Raw genomic sequence first — 17,611 nt, 5'->3', positions numbered from 1 at the left:
GCACCCTATGCCGATGTAAGAGTTTTCCTTGTCACGCCTGCAAACTGAATCGTCCGATCAGTCAACTTCTTTAATTTGTCTGGAGCTATTCATGAGCACTGCACGTCCTTTGTTGGGGTTTGCCGGTATCGGTCTGATGGGATTGCCCATGTGCCGGCGACTGTTGGCAGCGGGTTATCCGCTGACGGTCTGGAACCGTTCGCCGGACAAATGCGCCGAACTGGTCGAGGCCGGCGCACGTCAGGTGGCAACCCCGGCCGAGCTGTGTCAGCACGCCGATGTGTTGATGCTGTGCCTGGCCGATACCGCAGTGGTACGCGAGGTGGTGTTTGGCCACGAGGGAATTGCCGCAGGTGGCAAGGCCGGCCAGTTGCTGGTGGATTTCTCCAGCCTGGAGCCGACGGCCACTCGGGAAATGGCCAGTGAACTGGCGACCAGCACCGGCATGGGCTGGCTCGATACACCGGTATCCGGCGGCACCCCGGGCGCCGAAGCCGGCACCCTGGTAATCATGGCCGGTGGTACGGCGGCAGATCTTGATCGGGTGCGGCCGATTTTGCTGACCCTCGGCCAGCGGGTCACCCACATGGGGCCGGTAGGCGCAGGGCAGGTGACCAAGGCGTGCAACCAGATGATCGTTGCCTGCAATGCCTTGGTAATTGCCGAAGTTGTAGCGCTGGCCGAGCAATCGGGCGTAGACGCCCGCCTGATCGCCGAAGCCCTGGCCGGCGGTTTTGCCGATTCAAAACCCTTGCAGATTCTCGCCCCGCAAATGGCCGAAAGCCGTTTCGAGCCAGTCAAGTGGCACGTGCGGACCTTGCTCAAGGACTTGGACAGCGCCGTGACGTTCTCCCGCGAGCAGGGCTCGGCGACGCCGATCAGCGGCCTGGCCGCGCAACTGATGCGCTTGCACGGTAGTCAGGGCTATCTGCAAAAAGATCCGGCGACATTGATTGATCTGTACCGGCAAAAGGATTGAACCGCTCCAGTGCCTGTTCATGGCGCTGGTTGAGTTCGCCCAGCACCGGGCGCAGCTCGCCCAGCGGTAGCGGTCGGCTGAGCAGGTAACCCTGGAGGTAATCGCAGCCATGCTGGGCAAGAAACTGGTACTGCTCGATGGTCTCGACACCTTCGGTGATGACTTGCAGATGCAGGGTATGGGCCATGACGATGATCGCCTGGACGATTTCCATGTCCTGTCGGCAGCGCGGTACATCTTGAATGAATGATCGATCGATCTTCAGCGTGTCCAGCGGCAGGCGTTTGAGGTAGGCCAGTGACGAGTAGCCGGTACCGAAGTCATCGATCGACAGCGATACACCCTGGGCCCGAATACCCTTGAGCAAGGCGATGGTGTTGTGAATGTTGCCCATCAGGGCGTTTTCGGTGACTTCCAGCTCCAGTTGGCGCGCCGGGATCCCGGCTTGGCGCAGAGCGTCCTCGACTTCCCAGGCCAGCTCTTCGCGAGCCAGGGTCAGCGCCGAGCAGTTGACCGTGACTTTCAGGCCGTCATAGCCATGACGGTTGAGCTGGGCGAGGTCGGCACAGGCATGGCGCAGTACCCACAAGTCCAGGTCGGCTATCAGGCCGTTGGCTTCGGCAATACCGATGAAACGGTCGGGGCTGAGCAATCCATGCTGCGGGTGCTGCCAGCGTACCAGCGCTTCAAGCTTGGCGACCTGGCCGGAGTGCAGGTCAAAAATCGGTTGGTAATGAATGCGCAAACCACGCTCTTCGAGCAGGGCGATACGCAGTTCTTCCTCTAGTTGCAGTTCCAGGGTTGCCCGGGTTTTCAGGTTACTGTTGAAGAAGTTGAGGATGTTGCGCCCGCAACCCTTGGATTGATACAGGGCCAGGTCGGCGTTTTTCAGCAGTTCTTCGCAACTGTGGCCGTCATCGGGGAATACGCTGATGCCGATGCTGGTGGTCATGACCATGCGCCGCCCGGCCAGGTCGATCGGCTCTTTCATCTTCTGCATGATGCGCTGGGCCAGGTGCCGGGCCTCATCACGGCTATGCAAGGCAGTGAGGATGCAGAACTCGTCGCCGCCAAACCGGGCGACCACGTCCTGGCTGCGGGTGGCGGTCTTTATCTGTGCGGCAATCACCTTGAGCAACTCGTCGCCCGCATCATGGCCAAGGCTGTCGTTGATGCGTTTGAAGTGGTCAATGTCCAGGAACATCACCGCCAGCATGCCATCATTGGCCGTTTGCTCGGCCAGGCGCTCGGCGAACACCTGGTTGAAACCCCGGCGATTGACCAGGTTGGTCAGTGCATCGTAATGGGCCGCCTGCTGCAGCGATACCCGCGCCTGGTCCAGTTGGCTAAGCAGTACGTTGACCCGGCGCAGGTCATGCTCCTTGCTTTGCAGCTTTTTGTCCGACAGTGCCGCGCTGATGCTGCTGGCGCTGATCAGCAGGGTAATAAAGGCAATCGTCAGGCTCAGTTGCAGGCTGTTGTCACTGACTGGCAGCGACAGTGGCGTATCGGGAGGGATCACCAGGGTCAATGCCGCCATCCCCAGCAGATGGGTAGCGACAATGCCGGCGGCGAGTATCAGGCTGGCGCCATATTTCATCACCAGGTAGAGCGTACCGCTGCCGTTACGAAAAAAACGCGCGAACAACAAGGCAGCAAGGCTGGTGGCAATGGCGGCGGCAGCCGAGGCTGCGACCAGGTCCGGGCGATAGAACTGCTGCGCAGTGGAGCGCATGGCGGCCATGCCGGTGTAGTGCATGGCAACGATACCCAGGCCAAAGCACACCGCTGCTTGCACATAGTGACGCGGCTGCAGTTCCTGGCGGCCCAGGGTATTCATGGCCATCCAGGCGGCCAGCAGCATGATCAACAACGAGGCGCCGGTCAGGGCGACGTCGAAGTGCACGTCCAGCGGGGTTTGCAGGGCCAGCATGCTGACGAAATGCATGGCCCAGATGCCGCCGGCCAGGCAGCAAGCACCTAACAGACGCCACTGGCGCTGGGCTGCCGGGAGTTCGACATGGCTCAGGCGCTCGGCCATGTCGAGTGTGGCGAAGCTGCCGGCACAAGCGATCAGGAACGCAAGCAGCAGCAGGTACGGGTTATGCCTGCAATCAATTAGGATTTGTCCGGTTGCCGGAAGTTCGGCGAGCATTTGCAGCCCCAGCCACTCCATAGCATCTCTCTTGGTCGAGTGTGCACGCGTGCCCCCATACCTCACTTGGAGACCGTTCTGCAGGAGTATAGGAAGGGATGATTAGTCCATCCTGAATAATGGCCAATTGATCTCTATGATTTGTTCATTGAGGTAATAGCGTCGGGTTCTAAAAGTGCAAATGGTTACAATTACCCGGTATCAGTGCGGTCAATGGTGGCAGACAGATCGCAGATTGCCTTCTAGATTGAGTCCGGCGTGCTGGAAAGCCCCGAACAATAATAAAGAGGGACTGATCGATGCAGAGCTCCACTCAAGCGGCGAACGCCTGGCGAATCCTGTTCCTGTTGTTTCTGGCCAACCTGTTCAACTTCTTCGATCGCACCATTCCCGCCATCATCATGGAGCCGATCCGCCTCGAGTGGCATCTGAGCGACTTCCAGATCGGTCTGATCGGCACTGCCTTTACCTTGGTCTACGCGATTGCCGGGCTACCACTGGGGCGGCTGGCCGACAACGGCTCGCGCAGCAAATTGATGGGCTGGGGTCTGGTGGCCTGGAGCGGGTTGACAGCGGTCAACGGCATGGTTGGCAGCTTCTGGAGCTTTTTGCTGGTGCGCATGGGGGTGGGGATCGGCGAGGCCAGTTATGCGCCGGCGGCCAACTCGCTGATCGGTGACCTGTTCCCGGCGCAGCGGCGGGCGCGGGCCATGGGTATTTTCATGCTCGGGCTGCCGCTGGGGTTGCTGCTGGCGTTCTTCAGCATTGGTGCAATGGTGCAGGCTTTTGACAGCTGGCGGGCGCCATTCTTCATCGCTGCAGTGCCGGGGCTGTTGTTGGCGGTGTTCATGTTCATGATCCGCGAGCCGGCGCGCGGGGCGGCAGAGCCGGTGGCGATTTCCCAGGCGCCACTGGACCGCCCCTTACGGAGGCTGTTGAGCATACCGACCTTTTGCTGGTTGGTGCTGGCGGGGCTGACCTTCAATTTTGCCAGCTACGCGTGCAACTCATTCATGGTACCGATGCTGCAGCGCTACTTCCTTCTCTCGCTGCAGCAGGCTGCGGTGGCCACCGGTTTGATTGTCGGCCTGACCGGCCTGGTGGGCCTGACCCTCGGTGGCTGGATTGCTGACAAGGTGCACCAGCGCTTTGCCAACGGGCGCTTGTTGTTCGGGGCCTTGAGTATGCTGGTAGCGACTGTGGCGACAGCCTGGGCGTTGCACGCCGGGCGGACCGAGATCGGCGTGTTCGTGGCCGTGTTTGGGGTTGGCTGGCTGTTTGCCTATAACTTCTACACCTGCGTTTACACCGCGATTCAGGATGTGGTGCAGCCACGACTAAGGGCTACGGCGATGGCATTGTTCTTTGCCGGGCTGTATCTGCTGGGTGGCGGCCTGGGGCCGGTGGTGGTCGGCGCGCTATCGGATCATTTTGCGCTGACAGCGATGCAGGCGGCGGGGGCAGTGCAGATGAGCGAGGCGTTCAAGGCTGAAGGCCTGCATGGCGCGATGTACCTGATACCGATTGCGTTGATGTTGACGCTGGGGTTCCTGTTGCTGGCCTCGCGGTGTTTTAGCCGGGATGCGCAACGGATGAGGGAAGGGATGGTGGCGGATAGTGAGGCGCTGGGCATCAAGCCTGTGGTGGCTTGAAAAACATCGCGGGGCAAGTCGCACCGCCGCTCCCACAGCGACATCCTGTGGGAGCGGCGGTGCGACGATTCGACTTGCCCCGCGATTGATTCGACGCGAATTAACCGGCGACCAGCACCCGAATCGCTTCCAGACGCAGCGCCGCTTTTTCCAGCATCGCCAAGCCTTGTTCACGTTGCTTGCGCAGCGCCTCGATTTCGCTGTCGCGCACGCTTGGGTTGACCGCTTGCAGCGCAGTCATGCGCGCCAGTTCTTCGTCGGTTTCCGCTGCCAGTCGCCGCTGGGCCTCAGCAACGCGTTCGGCATGCCGCGGCATGATCTTGGTTTCGCCACTGTTGATTCGTGGCGCCAGCACATCGCGCTGGGCCTGGATGAACTTGTTGGCGCTGGCCTTGGGCACGCTTTCGAGCTGGTCGTTGAGGGTCTCGAACGAGACCCGCGAAGCCAGATCATTACCGTTGGTGTCGAGCAGGCAGCGCAAGGCCGCCGGTGGCAGGTAACGGCCCAGTTGCAGGGCACGCGGCGCCACAACCTCACTGACGTACAGCAACTCCAGCAGGACAGTACCCGGCTTGAGCGCTTTGTTCTTGATCAAGGCTACCGAGGTGTTGCCCATCGAGCCGGACAGCACCAGGTCCATGCCGCCCTGGACCATCGGGTGCTCCCAGGTGATGAACTGCATGTCTTCGCGTGACAGCGCCTGGTTGCGGTCGTAGGTGATGGTCACGCCTTCGTCGTCGCCCAGCGGGAAGCTGGCGTCGAGCATTTTTTCGCTCGGTTTGAGGATCAGGGCGTTTTCCGAGTGGTCTTCGCTGTCGATGCCAAAGGCGTCGAACAGGGTTTCCATGTAGATCGGCAGGGCGAACTGGTCATCCTGCTCAAGGATCGCTTCGACCAGTTCCTGGCCTTCACCGGCGCCCCCGGAATTGAGTTCAAGCAGGCGGTCGCGGCCACTGTGCAGCTCGGCTTCAAGGCGCTCGCGCTCGGCACGGGCTTCGTCCACCAGCGCTTGCCATTCATCGTCGTCACCGCTTTCGAGCAGTGGCAGCAGGCGTGGGCCGAACTGATGTTGCAGGGCGTTACCGGTCGGGCAGGTGTTGAGGAAGGCGTTCAGGGCCTGGTTGTACCACTGGAACAGACGCTCTTGCGGGCTGTTCTGCAGGTGCGGAACATGCAGCTCGATGGTGTGCTTCTGGCCGATCCGGTCCAGACGGCCGATACGCTGCTCAAGCAGGTCCGGGTGGGCTGGCAGGTCGAACAGCACCAAGTGATGGGCAAACTGGAAGTTGCGGCCTTCACTGCCAATTTCCGAGCAGATCAATACCTGGGCACCGAACTCTTCGTCGGCAAAGTAGGCGGCGGCGCGGTCACGCTCAAGGATGCTCATGCCTTCATGGAACACCGTGGCTGGAATGCCGGAACGCACGCGCAGGGCGTCTTCCAGGTCCATGGCGGTTTCGGCGTGGGCACAGATCACCAGGACCTTGACCCGCTTGAGCATCTTCAGGGTGTCGATCAGCCAGTCGACCCGTGGATCAAAACGCCACCAGCGCTCCTCTTCACCGCCTTCGCCCTGGGACTGGAAGGCCACTTCCGGGTACAGCTCGGCGTGCTCGCCCAGCGGCAGCTCCATGTACTGGTCGGGGTTGGGTAGCGGGTAGGGGTGCAGGTTGCGTTCAGGAAAGCCCTGAACGGCGGCGCGGGTGTTACGGAACAGCACCCGGCCGGTGCCGTGGCGGTCCAGCAACTCGCGGATCAGGCGGGCACTGGCCTGGGTATCGCCATCGTTGACCGCTGCCAGCAGGGCTTCGCCTTCGGCGCCGAGGAAACCTTCGATGGTGGCGTGGGCCTTGGGCGACAGGCGGCCTTCGTCGAGCAGTTCCTGTACCGCTTCGGCTACCGGGCGATAGTGTTCGCTCTCGGCGCGGAAGGCGGCAAGGTCGTGGAAACGGTTCGGATCAAGCAGGCGCAGGCGCGCGAAGTGGCTGTCCTGGCCCAGTTGCTCCGGGGTTGCGGTGAGTAGCAGGACACCGGGGATGATCTCGGCCAGTTGCTCGACCAGGGCGTACTCGGGGCTGACCTGGTCTTCATGCCAGACCAGGTGGTGAGCCTCGTCGACCACCAGCAGGTCCCAGCCGGCGGCGAACAGTGCATCCTGGGCCTTTTCGTCTTCGGTCAGCCATTCCAGGGCGACCAGCGCCAGTTGGGCATCCTCGAAGGGGTTGCTGGCGTCGCTTTCGATAAAGCGCTCGGCATCGAACAGCGCGACCTGCAGGTTGAAGCGCCGACGCATTTCCACCAGCCATTGGTGCTGCAGGTTCTCCGGAACCAGGATCAGCACGCGGCTGGCGCGGCCCGAGAGCAACTGGCGATGAATGACCAGGCCGGCTTCGATGGTCTTGCCCAGGCCCACTTCGTCGGCCAGCAGTACCCGCGGGGCGATGCGGTCGGCCACTTCGCGGGCGATGTGCAACTGGTGGGCGATCGGTTGTGCGCGGGTGCCACCCAGGCCCCAGAGCGACGATTGCAGCTGACGGCTGGTGTGCTCCAGGGTGTTGTAGCGCAGCGAGAACCACGGCAGGGGGTCGATCTGCCCGGCGAACAGACGGTCGCTGGCCAGGCGGAACTGGATGAAGTTCGACAGCTGGGTTTCCGGCAGGGTGCGGGCCTGGTTCTGGGCGTCGAGGCCATGGTAGACCAGCAGGCCGTCGACATCCTCGACCTCGCGCACGGTCAGCTTCCAGCCCTCGAAATGAATGATCTGGTCGCCCGGCGAGAAACGCACGCGGGTCAGGGGCGCATTGCGCAGGGCGTACTGACGGGTGTCGCCAGTGGCCGGGTAGAGCACGGTCAACAAGCGGCCGTCCTGTGCCAGAACGGTCCCCAGGCCTAGCTCGGCTTCGCTGTCGCTGATCCAGCGTTGCCCCGGTTGATACTGCTGCGCCATACTGCCTGACTCCCGCCATGAAAAGCCGACTATCTTAACGGATAGCTCCGTGCAGACCAAAGAGTCTAGCAACTTCATCGACGAAAACCGCTGTCGCCAATGAGGGCCCGATACAGCCATGCCGATCTCCAACCCGTGGTTCATCCGAACGCTGGCCGTGGCGGGACTGCTACTGCTGGGTGCCTGTGACAAGAAAGGTTTCGAAATACTTGCGCCGATTCCCGCAGCGCAACTTGAAGCACTGGGCGTGCAATCGCCGGTGCAGAGCGTGCATTACCGCGACCAGGAGGGCGAAGGCTTGCTGGTGCTGAGCCGCAATGACGACCAGGTCCGCGACGAGGAAACCAATCAGGACGTCGATCGTGTAGTGCTCAGCGCAACACGCTATGAGCGCCAGGCCGATGACAGCTTCAAGCCGCACTGGAACATCGAGAGCGAAACCACGTGCCCCGGGCTCGACCTGGATGTCGGCTTTTACACCGATGTCAGTGGCGTCAGCGACCTCGACAATGACGGCGTGGCTGAACTGACCGTTGCCAGTCATGCCTTCTGCGGCGGTGGCGTCGATCCCCATGAGCTGCGTGTCGAGCTGCGCGAGGGCGAGGCCAGCTATGCTATCAATGGCCAGTCACTGATTGCGATCGAGGGCGAGGAACCCTATGGCGGCGAGCGCGAAGACAGCCCTTCGCTGCAGAGCGCGCCACAGGTGCTGCGCGATCATTTGAACGAGGTCTGGAATAAAGTGCTCAAGCGCCCGTGGAGCGAGGCCCAGCCTGCCCCGGCGGACGAGGAAGAGGACCAGTAACGGATAACTGTGACGTCACCCACACATTTGACCGCTGCTAGCTCAAGGCCCATGGCCATCAGCCGACATAGTTGGCGACAGGAGAACATCCCATGCTGCCGCCCCTCATCCCGCTCAGCGCTGCACCCGTGACACAGCAACTGGATCCGGTAAAGCCGACGCCGGACATCAAGCCCGTGGTCCCGGCGCAGCCGACTTCCAGTGACAGTGCCATCGACCTCAAGCACCGCGATCCGGAGCAGTCTGCCATTCTGCTGCGTGAAGAGCAGCGCCGTCACCAGCGCCGGCGCCAGTCGAGCCAGGATCAAGAACTCTATCAAGCGCTGCCCGGCGATGAAGTCAACGCCGACAACACCGTACCGGTAGCGCCCCTGATGGGCGAGCAGCCACGCCAGGGGCTGTTGGTGGACATCGAAGTCTGAGGGAGATGCAGCACTGGTCAGCGCCGCCTGCAGCCTGCATTATTGAGGCACCGCAGTCCGCTTTCCGAGCCCCCCATGAGCCAAGACGACAACCTGATCGACCTCGGTGCCGAACGAGCCCGAAGGGTCCACGACCGCAATGAAAAACGCCTGAACGAAGTTCGCCAGGCGTTCGAGCAGGCCATGCCGCTGGGCAAGGCGAAAAAGAAGCCCAAGGGCAAACCCAAGAAGCGTTGAAAACTTGATGCAGGTCAACCCTGCACCCGCCTTGCGCGCCCGGTTCCGGGCGCTATTGACCTCGGTCAATTTCCTCCCCCGCCCCATTCGTTACCTTAAGCCCATCGGACAGGTTCAGGCGAATGGAGGCCGACATGTTCTTCGATAATGTGGTTATCGCTGGAGTGGTTACAGTCGGGCTGATGTTGCTGTTCTTCGTCGGATTCGGAATTTTCATCTGGAAAGACTCGAACAAGCGCAAAGAGCGCTGATCCTTTCCAGTCACGAGCACGCAAGGCATTTAGGGCGACTTCGGTCGCCCATTTTTTTTGCCGGTGAAAAATCCGGTCAGTACCTCTGGACTATCAATAGTTAGCTAGCTAATAATTGTGCCCTGAACTTATTGTCTGATTCTGTCTATCTTTACACCACCGTCGTTCAAGGTGCGTCCCGTGCCCATCACGTTGCAGGCCCTGCTGGCGCCGAACAAACTTGCCGTGCAATTTGCCCTCAAGACCCTTTTCGGTGGTGGCCTGGCCCTTTGGCTGGCGCTGCGCTGGGGGTTGGAGCAACCGGCCTGGGCGCTGATGACCGCATTCATCGTCGCCCAGCCCTTGTCGGGGATGGTGGTGCAGAAGGGCCTGGCGCGCTTGCTGGGGACCTTGGTCGGCACCGTCATGTCGGTGCTGTTCATCGGTGCCTTCGCCCAGACGCCCTGGCTGTTTTTGCTGGCGCTGGCCCTGTGGCTGGCGCTGTGTACCGCCTGTTCCACCTTGCTGCGTAGCGCCTGGGCCTACGCATTCGTGCTGGCGGGGTACACGGTGGCAATTATCGCTTTGCCGGCGGTCAATCATCCGTTGCTGGTGTTTGACCAGGCGGTAGCCCGTTGCACCGAGATCTGCCTGGGGATTGTCTGCGCCACAGTCACTAGCGCCTTGCTCTGGCCCATGCGCGTCGAACAACAACTGAGCGGGCAAGCGCATCAGGCCTGGCAAAGTGGCTTGCAGGCCGCCAGTGCTGCGTTGCTCGGTGAAGAACAGGGGCGCAAGGGCCTGCTGGAAATCCTCGGGCGCATCGTCGCTGTTGACGCTCAACGTGAGCACGCCTGGTTCGAAGGCCGGCAGGGCCGCCAGCGGGCGCGGGCGATTCGCGGATTGAGCCAGAAGTTGCTGGTGCTGTTGCGTATTTCCCGCTCGGTACGCCGACAGTGGCGTCAGTTGGACGAGCAGCAGGCGCAGCACATGGCGCCATGGTTCGAAGAGGTTCACGGGCTACTGGCACGCCCCGACCAGGCTGGCCTGCTGTTGTTGCGCCAGCGGGTCTGGGATGCGGCCCATGACCCGCGCATCAGTTCTGCCGAGCACTACTGCCTGGCGCGCCTGAGCTTGCTGCTCGACAACGCCATGGCTGCAACCCTGGCCCTGCGTGCGGTGGAGGAGGGCAGCGCGACAAGCGAGGTGGCCGACAACCTGGCGGTCCATCGCGACCTGTCGCTGGCCTTGCTGTTCGGTTCACGCAGCGCCTTGGCGTTTCTGGCCATGGCCAGTTTCTGGCTGGCTACCGCCTGGCAGGCAGCTCCCGGAGGGTTGGTACTGACCTGTGTGGTCTGCAGCCTGTTTGCCAGCCGCGAGAATGGCGCACAGATTGGCATGAGTTTTCTGCGCGGGATCCTTCTGGCCATACCGGTCGCGTTTGTGGTCGGGCAGATCCTCCTGCCGGAGCTCAGCAGCTTTGCCATGCTCTGCCTGGCCATGGGCGTGCCGCTGTTCTTCGGCGCCCTGGGCATGGCCAATCCGAAGATCGGCGCCACGGCGACCTCCTACTGCCTGCACTTCATCGTGCTGGTGGCGCCGTTAAATGTCATGAACTTCGATGTGGCCTTCTTTCTCAACAGTGCCCAGGCCATGTTGATGGGCGTGGGGGCAGCGGTGCTGGCGTTCAAACTGCTGGTACTGCGCAACCCGGCCTGGCATGGAAAGCGCTTGCGCGCCGCCACCCAGAGCGACCTGGTGCGCCTGACCCGGCGTGACCTGCGCGGCGCCGACAGTTGGTTCGGTGGGCGCATGGCCGATCGCCTGCTGCAACTGGCTCGGCATTACACGGCCTTGCCCGAGCACGAGCGCGAGCGTTGGGACGATGGTGTACACGGCCTGGACATGGGCGATGAGCTGCTGCACCTGCGCCTGTGCCTGGCGGTTGCCGGAGCGCCGCTGGTGGCTGCCGAACGTGAGTATCTGCAACAGCTTGAGTCAGTCCTGGCCAGCGGCCCGGCCCCAGGCCGTGGCGCACGCCTGGACGCTGCCAGTGAGCAGTTCATCGAGGCTTTGCAAGCTGCTCCGAGCAGTGACCCGTTGCGCCTGGCAGTCGGTGCAGTCCTGCAATTGCAGAAGAGTTGGGGCCAGTGGTGCCGTCGACAGGAGGAAATTCATGGGCTTGCGTGAGTGGGCGCTGGGCGGCGTATTGCTCAGTCCGTTTCTGATTTATGTGCTATTGGCCCTGCTGCTGACCGGTGTGGTGCGCTTGCTGTTGCGCTACACCCCGCTGGGCCGCTGGGTCTGGCATGAGGCATTGTTCGACTGCGCGCTGTTCGTGTGTATTTTGACCCTGGTGACCCACGTGCTGGGGCCGTTATAAGGAGTGTGACCATGCGTGCTGCCGTACGTATCGCAGTAACCCTGTGCCTGGTGGCGGTGGCCATCTTTGCCGGCTGGAAGCTCTGGCAGTACTACATGCTCACGCCCTGGACCCGAGATGCGAAAATTCGCGCTGACGTGGTGATCATCGCCCCGGATGTGTCCGGCTGGGTGCGGGAGCTGAAGGTGCATGACAACCAGCAGGTCAAGTCTGGCGAGCTGCTCATGTCGATCGACCGCGACCGCTTCGAGGCTGCCCTGGACAAGGCCAACGCCGTGGCCGAAACCCGCCAGCAACAACTGCGCTTGCGCGAGCACGAAGCCTCGCGGCGCGCTGCGCTGGGGCCACAGGCAATCAGCGCCGAATTGCGTGAGAACGCCCAGATCAACGCCGCCGTCGCCCGTGGCCAACTGCGCGAGGCCCAGGCCGAGGTCAAGGTGGCGGCCATCAACCTGGCCCGCAGCCAGGTCAAGGCGCCACGCAGCGGGCACATCACCAACCTGCGCCTGGCCGAAGGCAACTACGTCAATGCCGGGCAGCCGGTGATGGCCCTGGTGGATGATTCGACCTTCTATGTCCAGGCCTACTTCGAAGAGACCAAGCTGCCGCGCATCCGCGTTGGCGACCCGGTCAAGGTCTGGCTGATGAGCGCTGGCGAGCCGATGCAGGGCCAGGTCGAAAGCATCAGTCGCGGCATCACCGACCGCAACGCCAACCCCGACAGCCAGTTGCTCGCCGAAGTCGAGCCGACCTTCAATTGGGTGCGTCTGGCCCAGCGCATTCCGGTGCGGATCAAGCTCGACCAGGTACCCGAAGGGGTCAAGCTGAGCGCAGGCATGACCGCCAGTGTGCAGGTGCGCGAAGATCAGTTGACACGCTGATCAAGGCTGCTGGCGGGTCGCGGCCAGGACGATTTCGCGAATACACACGTGTTGCGGTTGCCCGTAGGCATAGGCAATTGCCTGGGCAACATCCTCGGCGCTGAGCACCTGGCCGCCCATCTCGGTTTTCCAGGCCTGGTAACCCTGCTTGATCGTTTCATCGGTGGTGTGGCCGAGCAGTTCGGTCTCCACCGCGCCAGGAGCGATGGTTACCACGCGTACGTTGTGGGCAGCGACTTCTTCGCGCAGGTTTTCCGAAATGCCGTGAACGGCAAACTTGGTACCAACGTAGGCCACATGGTTGGGGAAGGTCTTGCGCCCGGCCACGGAACTGACGTTGATGATCGTGCCGTGGCGGCGCTCGATCATCCCGCCCACCAGCGCATGAATGCCGTTGAGCAACCCTTTGACGTTGACCTCAAGCATCTGCTCCCACTGGGCCGGATCCTGCTCGTGCATCTGCCCCAGCAGCATCACCCCGGCATTATTGACCAGGGCATCGGCGGGGCCATACAGCGCCTGGGCGTCGTTCACTGCGCTGACGAAGGCCTGGCGATCGCTGACATCCACGGCGCGGCACAGGCAATTGGGCAGTTCCAGTGCTTGCAGGCGGTCCAGACGGCGCGCCAGCAACAGCAGCGGGTGACCGGCGCCGGACAGCAAGCGTGCGGTGGCTTCGCCGATACCGGAGCTGGCACCGGTGATGATGATCAGGGGTTTGTGCATGGTCGTCTCCAAGGCATAATCGTTTTCAATGACTCTAGTGTAAGAACGCAAATTGCCTTTGAAAAACGGCATATTTCTAGAGGTGGCATCGGAAATAACTATGGATATTCGTCACCTCAAGGCGTTTCTCGCGGTGTTCGAGGAGCGCAACATCACCCTGGCCGCCCAGCGCTTGTGTGTTGCCCAGCCGACGTTGTCGGTGACCATTCGCCAGCTTGAGGATGAGTTGGGCGTGGCGTTGTTCCTGCGTAAGGCTCGTGGCGTCGAGGTCAGTGAGCACGCCCGGCAGTTGTATCCGCAGGCCCGGCGCATGGTTGCCGACGCCCAGGCCTTGAGCCGGCGCTTTCGCCAGCAAGAGCAGCGCCTGCCCTTGCAACTGGGCGTGGAGGCGGACATCGCCAGCAGCCAGGTTGAAGCTTTCGTTCGCCTGGCCACGCAGAGCGTTCCAGGTTTGTGCTTGACCCTGCTCGATGGCTGCGTAGGCGATGTGCGGCTTGGCGTTGAGGCTTTGTGCTGTGAAGACGAGCTGTTTCTGCCGTTGTGGGAAGAACCCTTCGTTCTGGCCATGGCTAACGGCAGCAACCAGCCCGAGCGCTGGATCAGTTGCCCGCAGCACTATGCTCATCAGCGTTTGCTTGGTTTCTATGCCGGGGCGGAGCAGGCCGGGCATGCTGGCTCGTTGCAGCAGGCGCTGCCGATGGTAGCGGCGGGGCTGGGCGCAGCATTGCTGCCGCAATCGTTGGTCGAGCGTCACCCCGGGTTGCACTGGCGTCCCAGCCCAGGTTCGGCGCTGACCCGGCGGGTCGGCCTGTGCTTCGCGGCTCAGGCCCTGCAACTGCCGGTACTGGCGCAGTTGCATCAGGCGTTGAGTGCTTGACCAGAGCGATGTGTACGGAGGGTCATAGGCTGGCTGGCTGATCTGTTGCGGGTACAACCCGATCCAATGGCAGGCGGAAGGTGAACAGCGTCCCGGCTTCGGCGCTCGATATCACCTCCATGCGTCCGCCATGCGCCAGGGCAATCTGGTTGGCAATGTACAGGCCCAGGCCCAGGCCGGGCTGTGGAGCATCGTCGCGAGGCCGCGTAAAAGGCTGAAACAGTTGCGCCATGACCTGCGGGGCAATGGGCGTGCCGAGGTTGTGCACACCCAGGACGAAAACCTGGTCGCGGATGTCGGCCATGACGTCCACCGGGCTATCGGCCGCGCCATGGACCAGGGCGTTGGCGACCAGGTTGGACAGCAGCTGGGTGACCCGTTCACGGTCGCAATGCATGCCGCCCAGATCGCTGATGTTCAGGCGGATCAAGCGCTCGGGGTGTATTCGCTGCAGCTCCGAGGCGACGTGCTTGAGGGCTTCAGCCAGGTCCGGACAAGCCTGGACGTTGATCATGATGCCGTTGCCCAGGCGGCCACGGGCAAAGTCCAGGACATCGCGTACCAACTGGTTGGCGCGTCGACCGCAGGTCAGGATGTGCTGGGCAATCGCGCGGCTCTTTTCATCCTGCAGGCGTTGGCTCAGCAGCTCGGCGCCAGCGGTGATGGCAAACAGCGGATTGCGCAGGTCGTGACCCAGGACGGCGATGAACTGCTCACGCAGATCGGCGATGGCGCGTTCTTCTACCAGTGCCTGTTCGGTCTGCTGGGCGTTCTCTTCACTTTCCATCTGGATCGACAGCAGTCGGGCGAAGGACTCCATCATCGGTTGGATGGCACTGCCTTTGAGTTCGGCAGGCAGGGGGTCAAGGGCGCAGATGGTGCCAAAGAAACTGCCGTCGGTGCGAAACACCGGCACCGAGATGTAGCTTTCGAATTTGTACTGGCGTGGGGTGTGGTGGTTGCAGTACAGCTCGTCGGTACTGGCCTTGTCGATCACAATGGTCTGGTGGCTGGCGCGGATCTCATGGCACAGGGTGGTGATCAGCTCCAGTTCGCCACCGACCTCCAGGCCAAAGCCCAGCGAGTCGAGCACGGCGCAGGCGGTCCAGTTGCTCTCGGTGACCCGGGCAACCGCCGCAAAGCGCATGCCGGTGGTCTCGCAGATGACCTGCAAGATGGCAGGTACTGCGTTGATACGGCTGATCGTGGCGATATCGGAAGTAACAGGGGTGTTCATGAATCATCCACGTTCGCTGACTGCAGGAAGGCGTTGAGAAGGTTAAGTCTAGCGAGCAACGGCTACTGCGGTGAAAAATCCTTTACCGAATGCGATGAATTTACATTAACCTTGGTTCCCGAGTTGCCCGGCAGAGTGCAACCACTTGCGCCCAGCGTGCCAATCCCCTTTTCAAGTGAGGTTTGACATGCACATCACATCCCAGGACATCTGCGCCGCTGCCGATCAGCTCAAGGGCTTCGTCGGGTTCCATCGCAAGCTTGGCAAACACATCGTGCGTTTTAGCGAAGACTCGTTCGGCATGGACGTGGCGGACGACAACATTATCCCCAGCAACGAATTTGTCTGGCAGGCCGCTGATGGCGAGGTCATGACCCTGAGCCGGGCGTTGATCGAGATTCTCTTGGCACAGAATGTCGATGAGCGGCTCAATGTTACCGAGCCGCTGCGGGTGTACCTGCGTCGCAAGGACTTGCCGCAGATCGCTGCGCAGCGACGGCTGCGGGCCTGATCGCGGGGCAAGCCCGCTCCACTGCTGGAGCGGCGATGCTTTCAGCCTTGCGCCGCCCAGACCGGCGGGATCCGCCCGCGCCAGGGCAACGCCTGTTCCAGTTGACCGGCCAGGCTCAGCAGCAGGCGCTCACCTGCTGCCCCGGCAGTAAACTGCATGCCAATCGGTAAGCCACTGGCCGCATCCTGGTACAACGGCACCGACATCGAGGGCGTGCCGCAAATGTTGGCCAGGGCAGTGAAGGGTGAGTGGTCGAACACCCGGTGCATCCAGCCCAGACCGTCAAGCGTTTCCTGGCCGGCGTTATAAGCCCCGATCACCGGCGGCAAGGTGCTGAGGGTTGGGCTGAGCAGCAGATCAAAGCGCTGGAAGAACCCGCCCAATTGCCGACTGACCAGGTTGCGCTGGTCCATCGCGGCCAGCAGGTCGGTGGCTGACAGCCCTTTACCATAACGGTGCAGGGCCAGGGTTGCCGGTTCCAGCCAGTCACTGTTGAGCGGGCGGCCGGTCTCGGAGCCCAGGCCATCGAGCCAGGCTGCGGTATTGCTGGCCCAGAAGCGCGCGTTCATCTCGACGAAAGCCTCCCAGGACAGGCCGATGTCCAGGTCCACGTGTTCGCAGTGGTGCCCCAGGTTTTCCAGGGTCTGGAGCAACTGCTCAAGCGCCTCGACCATCAGCGGATCGCTGTGCTGGCCATTGAGCGGATGCCTCTGCACGGCGATTCTCAAGGCCTCAGGCGCTTGCTTGAGCGCACTCAGGTAGCTGCCTTGTGCTGGCGCCGACAGGAACGGATCGCCAGCTTGCGCCCCGACCATGCAGTCGAGCAGCAAGGCGCTGTCGCGCACCGAACGGCTGAGTACGCCCTGCACTGCCAGGCCATTCCATGCTTCGTCCAGGAAGGGGCCCATGGAAATCAGCCCGCGGCCGGGCTTGAGCCCGAACAGACCGCAGGCCGCCGCCGGAACCCGGATCGAACCGCCGCCATCAGTGGCATGGGCAACCGGCACCATGCCGCTGGCGACCGCTGCCGCCGAGCCGCCGCTAGAGCCTCCGGCGCTGCGATTGAGGTCCCAGGGGTTGCGGGTCGGGCCGCACAAGCGGGATTCGGTGGTGGTGCTGATGGCCAGTTCAGGGATAGTTGTGCGCCCCAGGGTGAGCAACCCGGCTCGGCGAAAACGCTGCATCAGGAATGAGTCGGCAGTGCTGCCAGTACCTTGTGCCAGACGACTGCCGAACTCATGGGCACGTCCTTGCATGCTGATCGCCAGGTCCTTGATCAGAAACGGCACACCGTACAGCGGCCCTTCAGTTCGCGTGGGCAGCGATTCATCGTGCCAGTGTTCGGCCAGGGCGTTGACCTGCGGCTCCATGCTGGCGATCGCCTGCTGTGCGGCGGCTTGCACCTGATCGGCACTGACGTGCCCTTGAGCAATCAGTTCGGCCAGGCCGATGGCATCCAATTGCACATATTCACTCACCTTCATTGCGCACTCCCGGAACAATTGACGATAAAATACCGGTGGGTATCGAGCGATACTCATTGGTATAGAGTGATACTGATTAGTATCG

16 protein-coding genes are annotated in these 17,611 nt (G+C 62.2%); 11 read left to right on the top strand and 5 right to left on the bottom strand.

What is annotated here, in order from left to right; genetic code table 11:
• Positions 1-91: 91 nt before the first annotated feature.
• Positions 92-979: an NAD(P)-dependent oxidoreductase gene (locus EXN22_RS21280; RefSeq protein ID WP_130265913.1), complete on the top strand. Its 888-nt coding sequence runs from the start codon at positions 92-94 to the stop codon at positions 977-979.
• Here the strand turns inward: EXN22_RS21280 and EXN22_RS21275 are convergent.
• Complete coding sequence (locus EXN22_RS21275) at positions 879-3,155, bottom strand: putative bifunctional diguanylate cyclase/phosphodiesterase (RefSeq protein WP_130265912.1); 2,277 nt, start codon at positions 3,153-3,155, stop codon at positions 879-881. The two genes, EXN22_RS21280 and EXN22_RS21275, sit on opposite strands and share 101 nt — an antisense overlap.
• 278 nt (positions 3,156-3,433) lie before the next feature.
• Here EXN22_RS21275 and EXN22_RS21270 point away from each other — a divergent pair, with 278 nt between their 5' ends.
• Entirely contained in the window at positions 3,434-4,786 is a 1,353-nt protein-coding gene (locus EXN22_RS21270; protein ID WP_130265911.1) for a spinster family MFS transporter, read from the top strand.
• A 100-nt stretch (positions 4,787-4,886) separates the two neighbouring features.
• Here the strand turns inward: EXN22_RS21270 and rapA are convergent, their stop codons facing one another.
• Complete coding sequence (rapA, locus tag EXN22_RS21265) at positions 4,887-7,733, bottom strand: RNA polymerase-associated protein RapA (protein ID WP_130265910.1); 2,847 nt, start codon at positions 7,731-7,733, stop codon at positions 4,887-4,889.
• A 118-nt stretch (positions 7,734-7,851) separates the two neighbouring features.
• On the opposite strand from rapA, the gene EXN22_RS21260 reads away from it, so the two are divergent.
• From EXN22_RS21260 to EXN22_RS21240, 7 genes are all read left to right on the top strand, one after another.
• Complete coding sequence (locus tag EXN22_RS21260) at positions 7,852-8,538, top strand: M949_RS01915 family surface polysaccharide biosynthesis protein (RefSeq protein ID WP_130265909.1); 687 nt, start codon at positions 7,852-7,854, stop codon at positions 8,536-8,538.
• A gap of 92 nt (positions 8,539-8,630) precedes the next feature.
• Positions 8,631-8,960, top strand: coding sequence for an aspartate-semialdehyde dehydrogenase (locus EXN22_RS21255; protein WP_130265908.1), 330 nt, complete (start codon positions 8,631-8,633; stop codon positions 8,958-8,960).
• 75 nt (positions 8,961-9,035) lie between these two features.
• A complete protein-coding gene (locus EXN22_RS26240; protein WP_165392247.1) occupies positions 9,036-9,197 on the top strand; it encodes a hypothetical protein in 162 nt (53 codons plus the stop codon).
• A gap of 134 nt (positions 9,198-9,331) precedes the next feature.
• Entirely contained in the window at positions 9,332-9,448 is a 117-nt protein-coding gene (gene ccoM, locus EXN22_RS26555; protein WP_325053295.1) for a cytochrome c oxidase subunit CcoM, read from the top strand.
• A 180-nt stretch (positions 9,449-9,628) separates the two neighbouring features.
• A complete protein-coding gene (locus EXN22_RS21250) occupies positions 9,629-11,617 on the top strand; it encodes an FUSC family protein (RefSeq protein ID WP_130265907.1) in 1,989 nt (662 codons plus the stop codon).
• A complete protein-coding gene (locus tag EXN22_RS21245; RefSeq protein ID WP_130265906.1) occupies positions 11,604-11,810 on the top strand; it encodes a DUF1656 domain-containing protein in 207 nt (68 codons plus the stop codon). The genes EXN22_RS21250 and EXN22_RS21245 overlap by 14 nt, the downstream gene beginning before the upstream one ends.
• An 11-nt stretch (positions 11,811-11,821) precedes the next feature.
• Entirely contained in the window at positions 11,822-12,691 is an 870-nt protein-coding gene (locus EXN22_RS21240) for an efflux RND transporter periplasmic adaptor subunit (RefSeq protein ID WP_130265905.1), read from the top strand.
• Here the strand turns inward: EXN22_RS21240 and EXN22_RS21235 are convergent, their stop codons facing one another.
• The gene (locus tag EXN22_RS21235) at positions 12,692-13,417 is read right to left on the bottom strand and encodes an SDR family oxidoreductase (protein WP_130265904.1); all 726 of its coding nucleotides are present in this window, start codon (positions 13,415-13,417) and stop codon (positions 12,692-12,694) included.
• A 100-nt stretch (positions 13,418-13,517) separates the two neighbouring features.
• Here EXN22_RS21235 and EXN22_RS21230 point away from each other — a divergent pair, with 100 nt between their 5' ends.
• Entirely contained in the window at positions 13,518-14,294 is a 777-nt protein-coding gene (locus EXN22_RS21230; protein ID WP_130265903.1) for a LysR family transcriptional regulator, read from the top strand.
• A gap of 22 nt (positions 14,295-14,316) precedes the next feature.
• Here the strand turns inward: EXN22_RS21230 and EXN22_RS21225 are convergent, their stop codons facing one another.
• Entirely contained in the window at positions 14,317-15,531 is a 1,215-nt protein-coding gene (locus EXN22_RS21225) for a GAF domain-containing sensor histidine kinase (protein ID WP_130265902.1), read from the bottom strand.
• Between the two features lie 187 nt (positions 15,532-15,718).
• Between EXN22_RS21225 and EXN22_RS21220 the strand changes: the two genes are divergently transcribed.
• Positions 15,719-16,042 carry a DUF2025 family protein gene (locus tag EXN22_RS21220; RefSeq protein WP_130265901.1) on the top strand — a complete coding sequence of 108 codons (324 nt, stop codon included), beginning with the start codon at positions 15,719-15,721 and terminating at the stop codon, positions 16,040-16,042.
• A gap of 41 nt (positions 16,043-16,083) precedes the next feature.
• On the opposite strand, the gene EXN22_RS21215 is transcribed toward EXN22_RS21220, so the two are convergent.
• The gene (locus tag EXN22_RS21215) at positions 16,084-17,526 is read right to left on the bottom strand and encodes an amidase (protein WP_130265900.1); all 1,443 of its coding nucleotides are present in this window, start codon (positions 17,524-17,526) and stop codon (positions 16,084-16,086) included.
• Positions 17,527-17,611 lie beyond the last annotated feature (85 nt).

The sequence above is a fragment of the Pseudomonas tructae genome, assembly GCF_004214895.1.
Classification (GTDB): Bacteria; Pseudomonadota; Gammaproteobacteria; order Pseudomonadales; family Pseudomonadaceae; genus Aquipseudomonas; species Aquipseudomonas tructae.
This window is presented reverse-complemented; position numbering and strand designations above follow the sequence as displayed.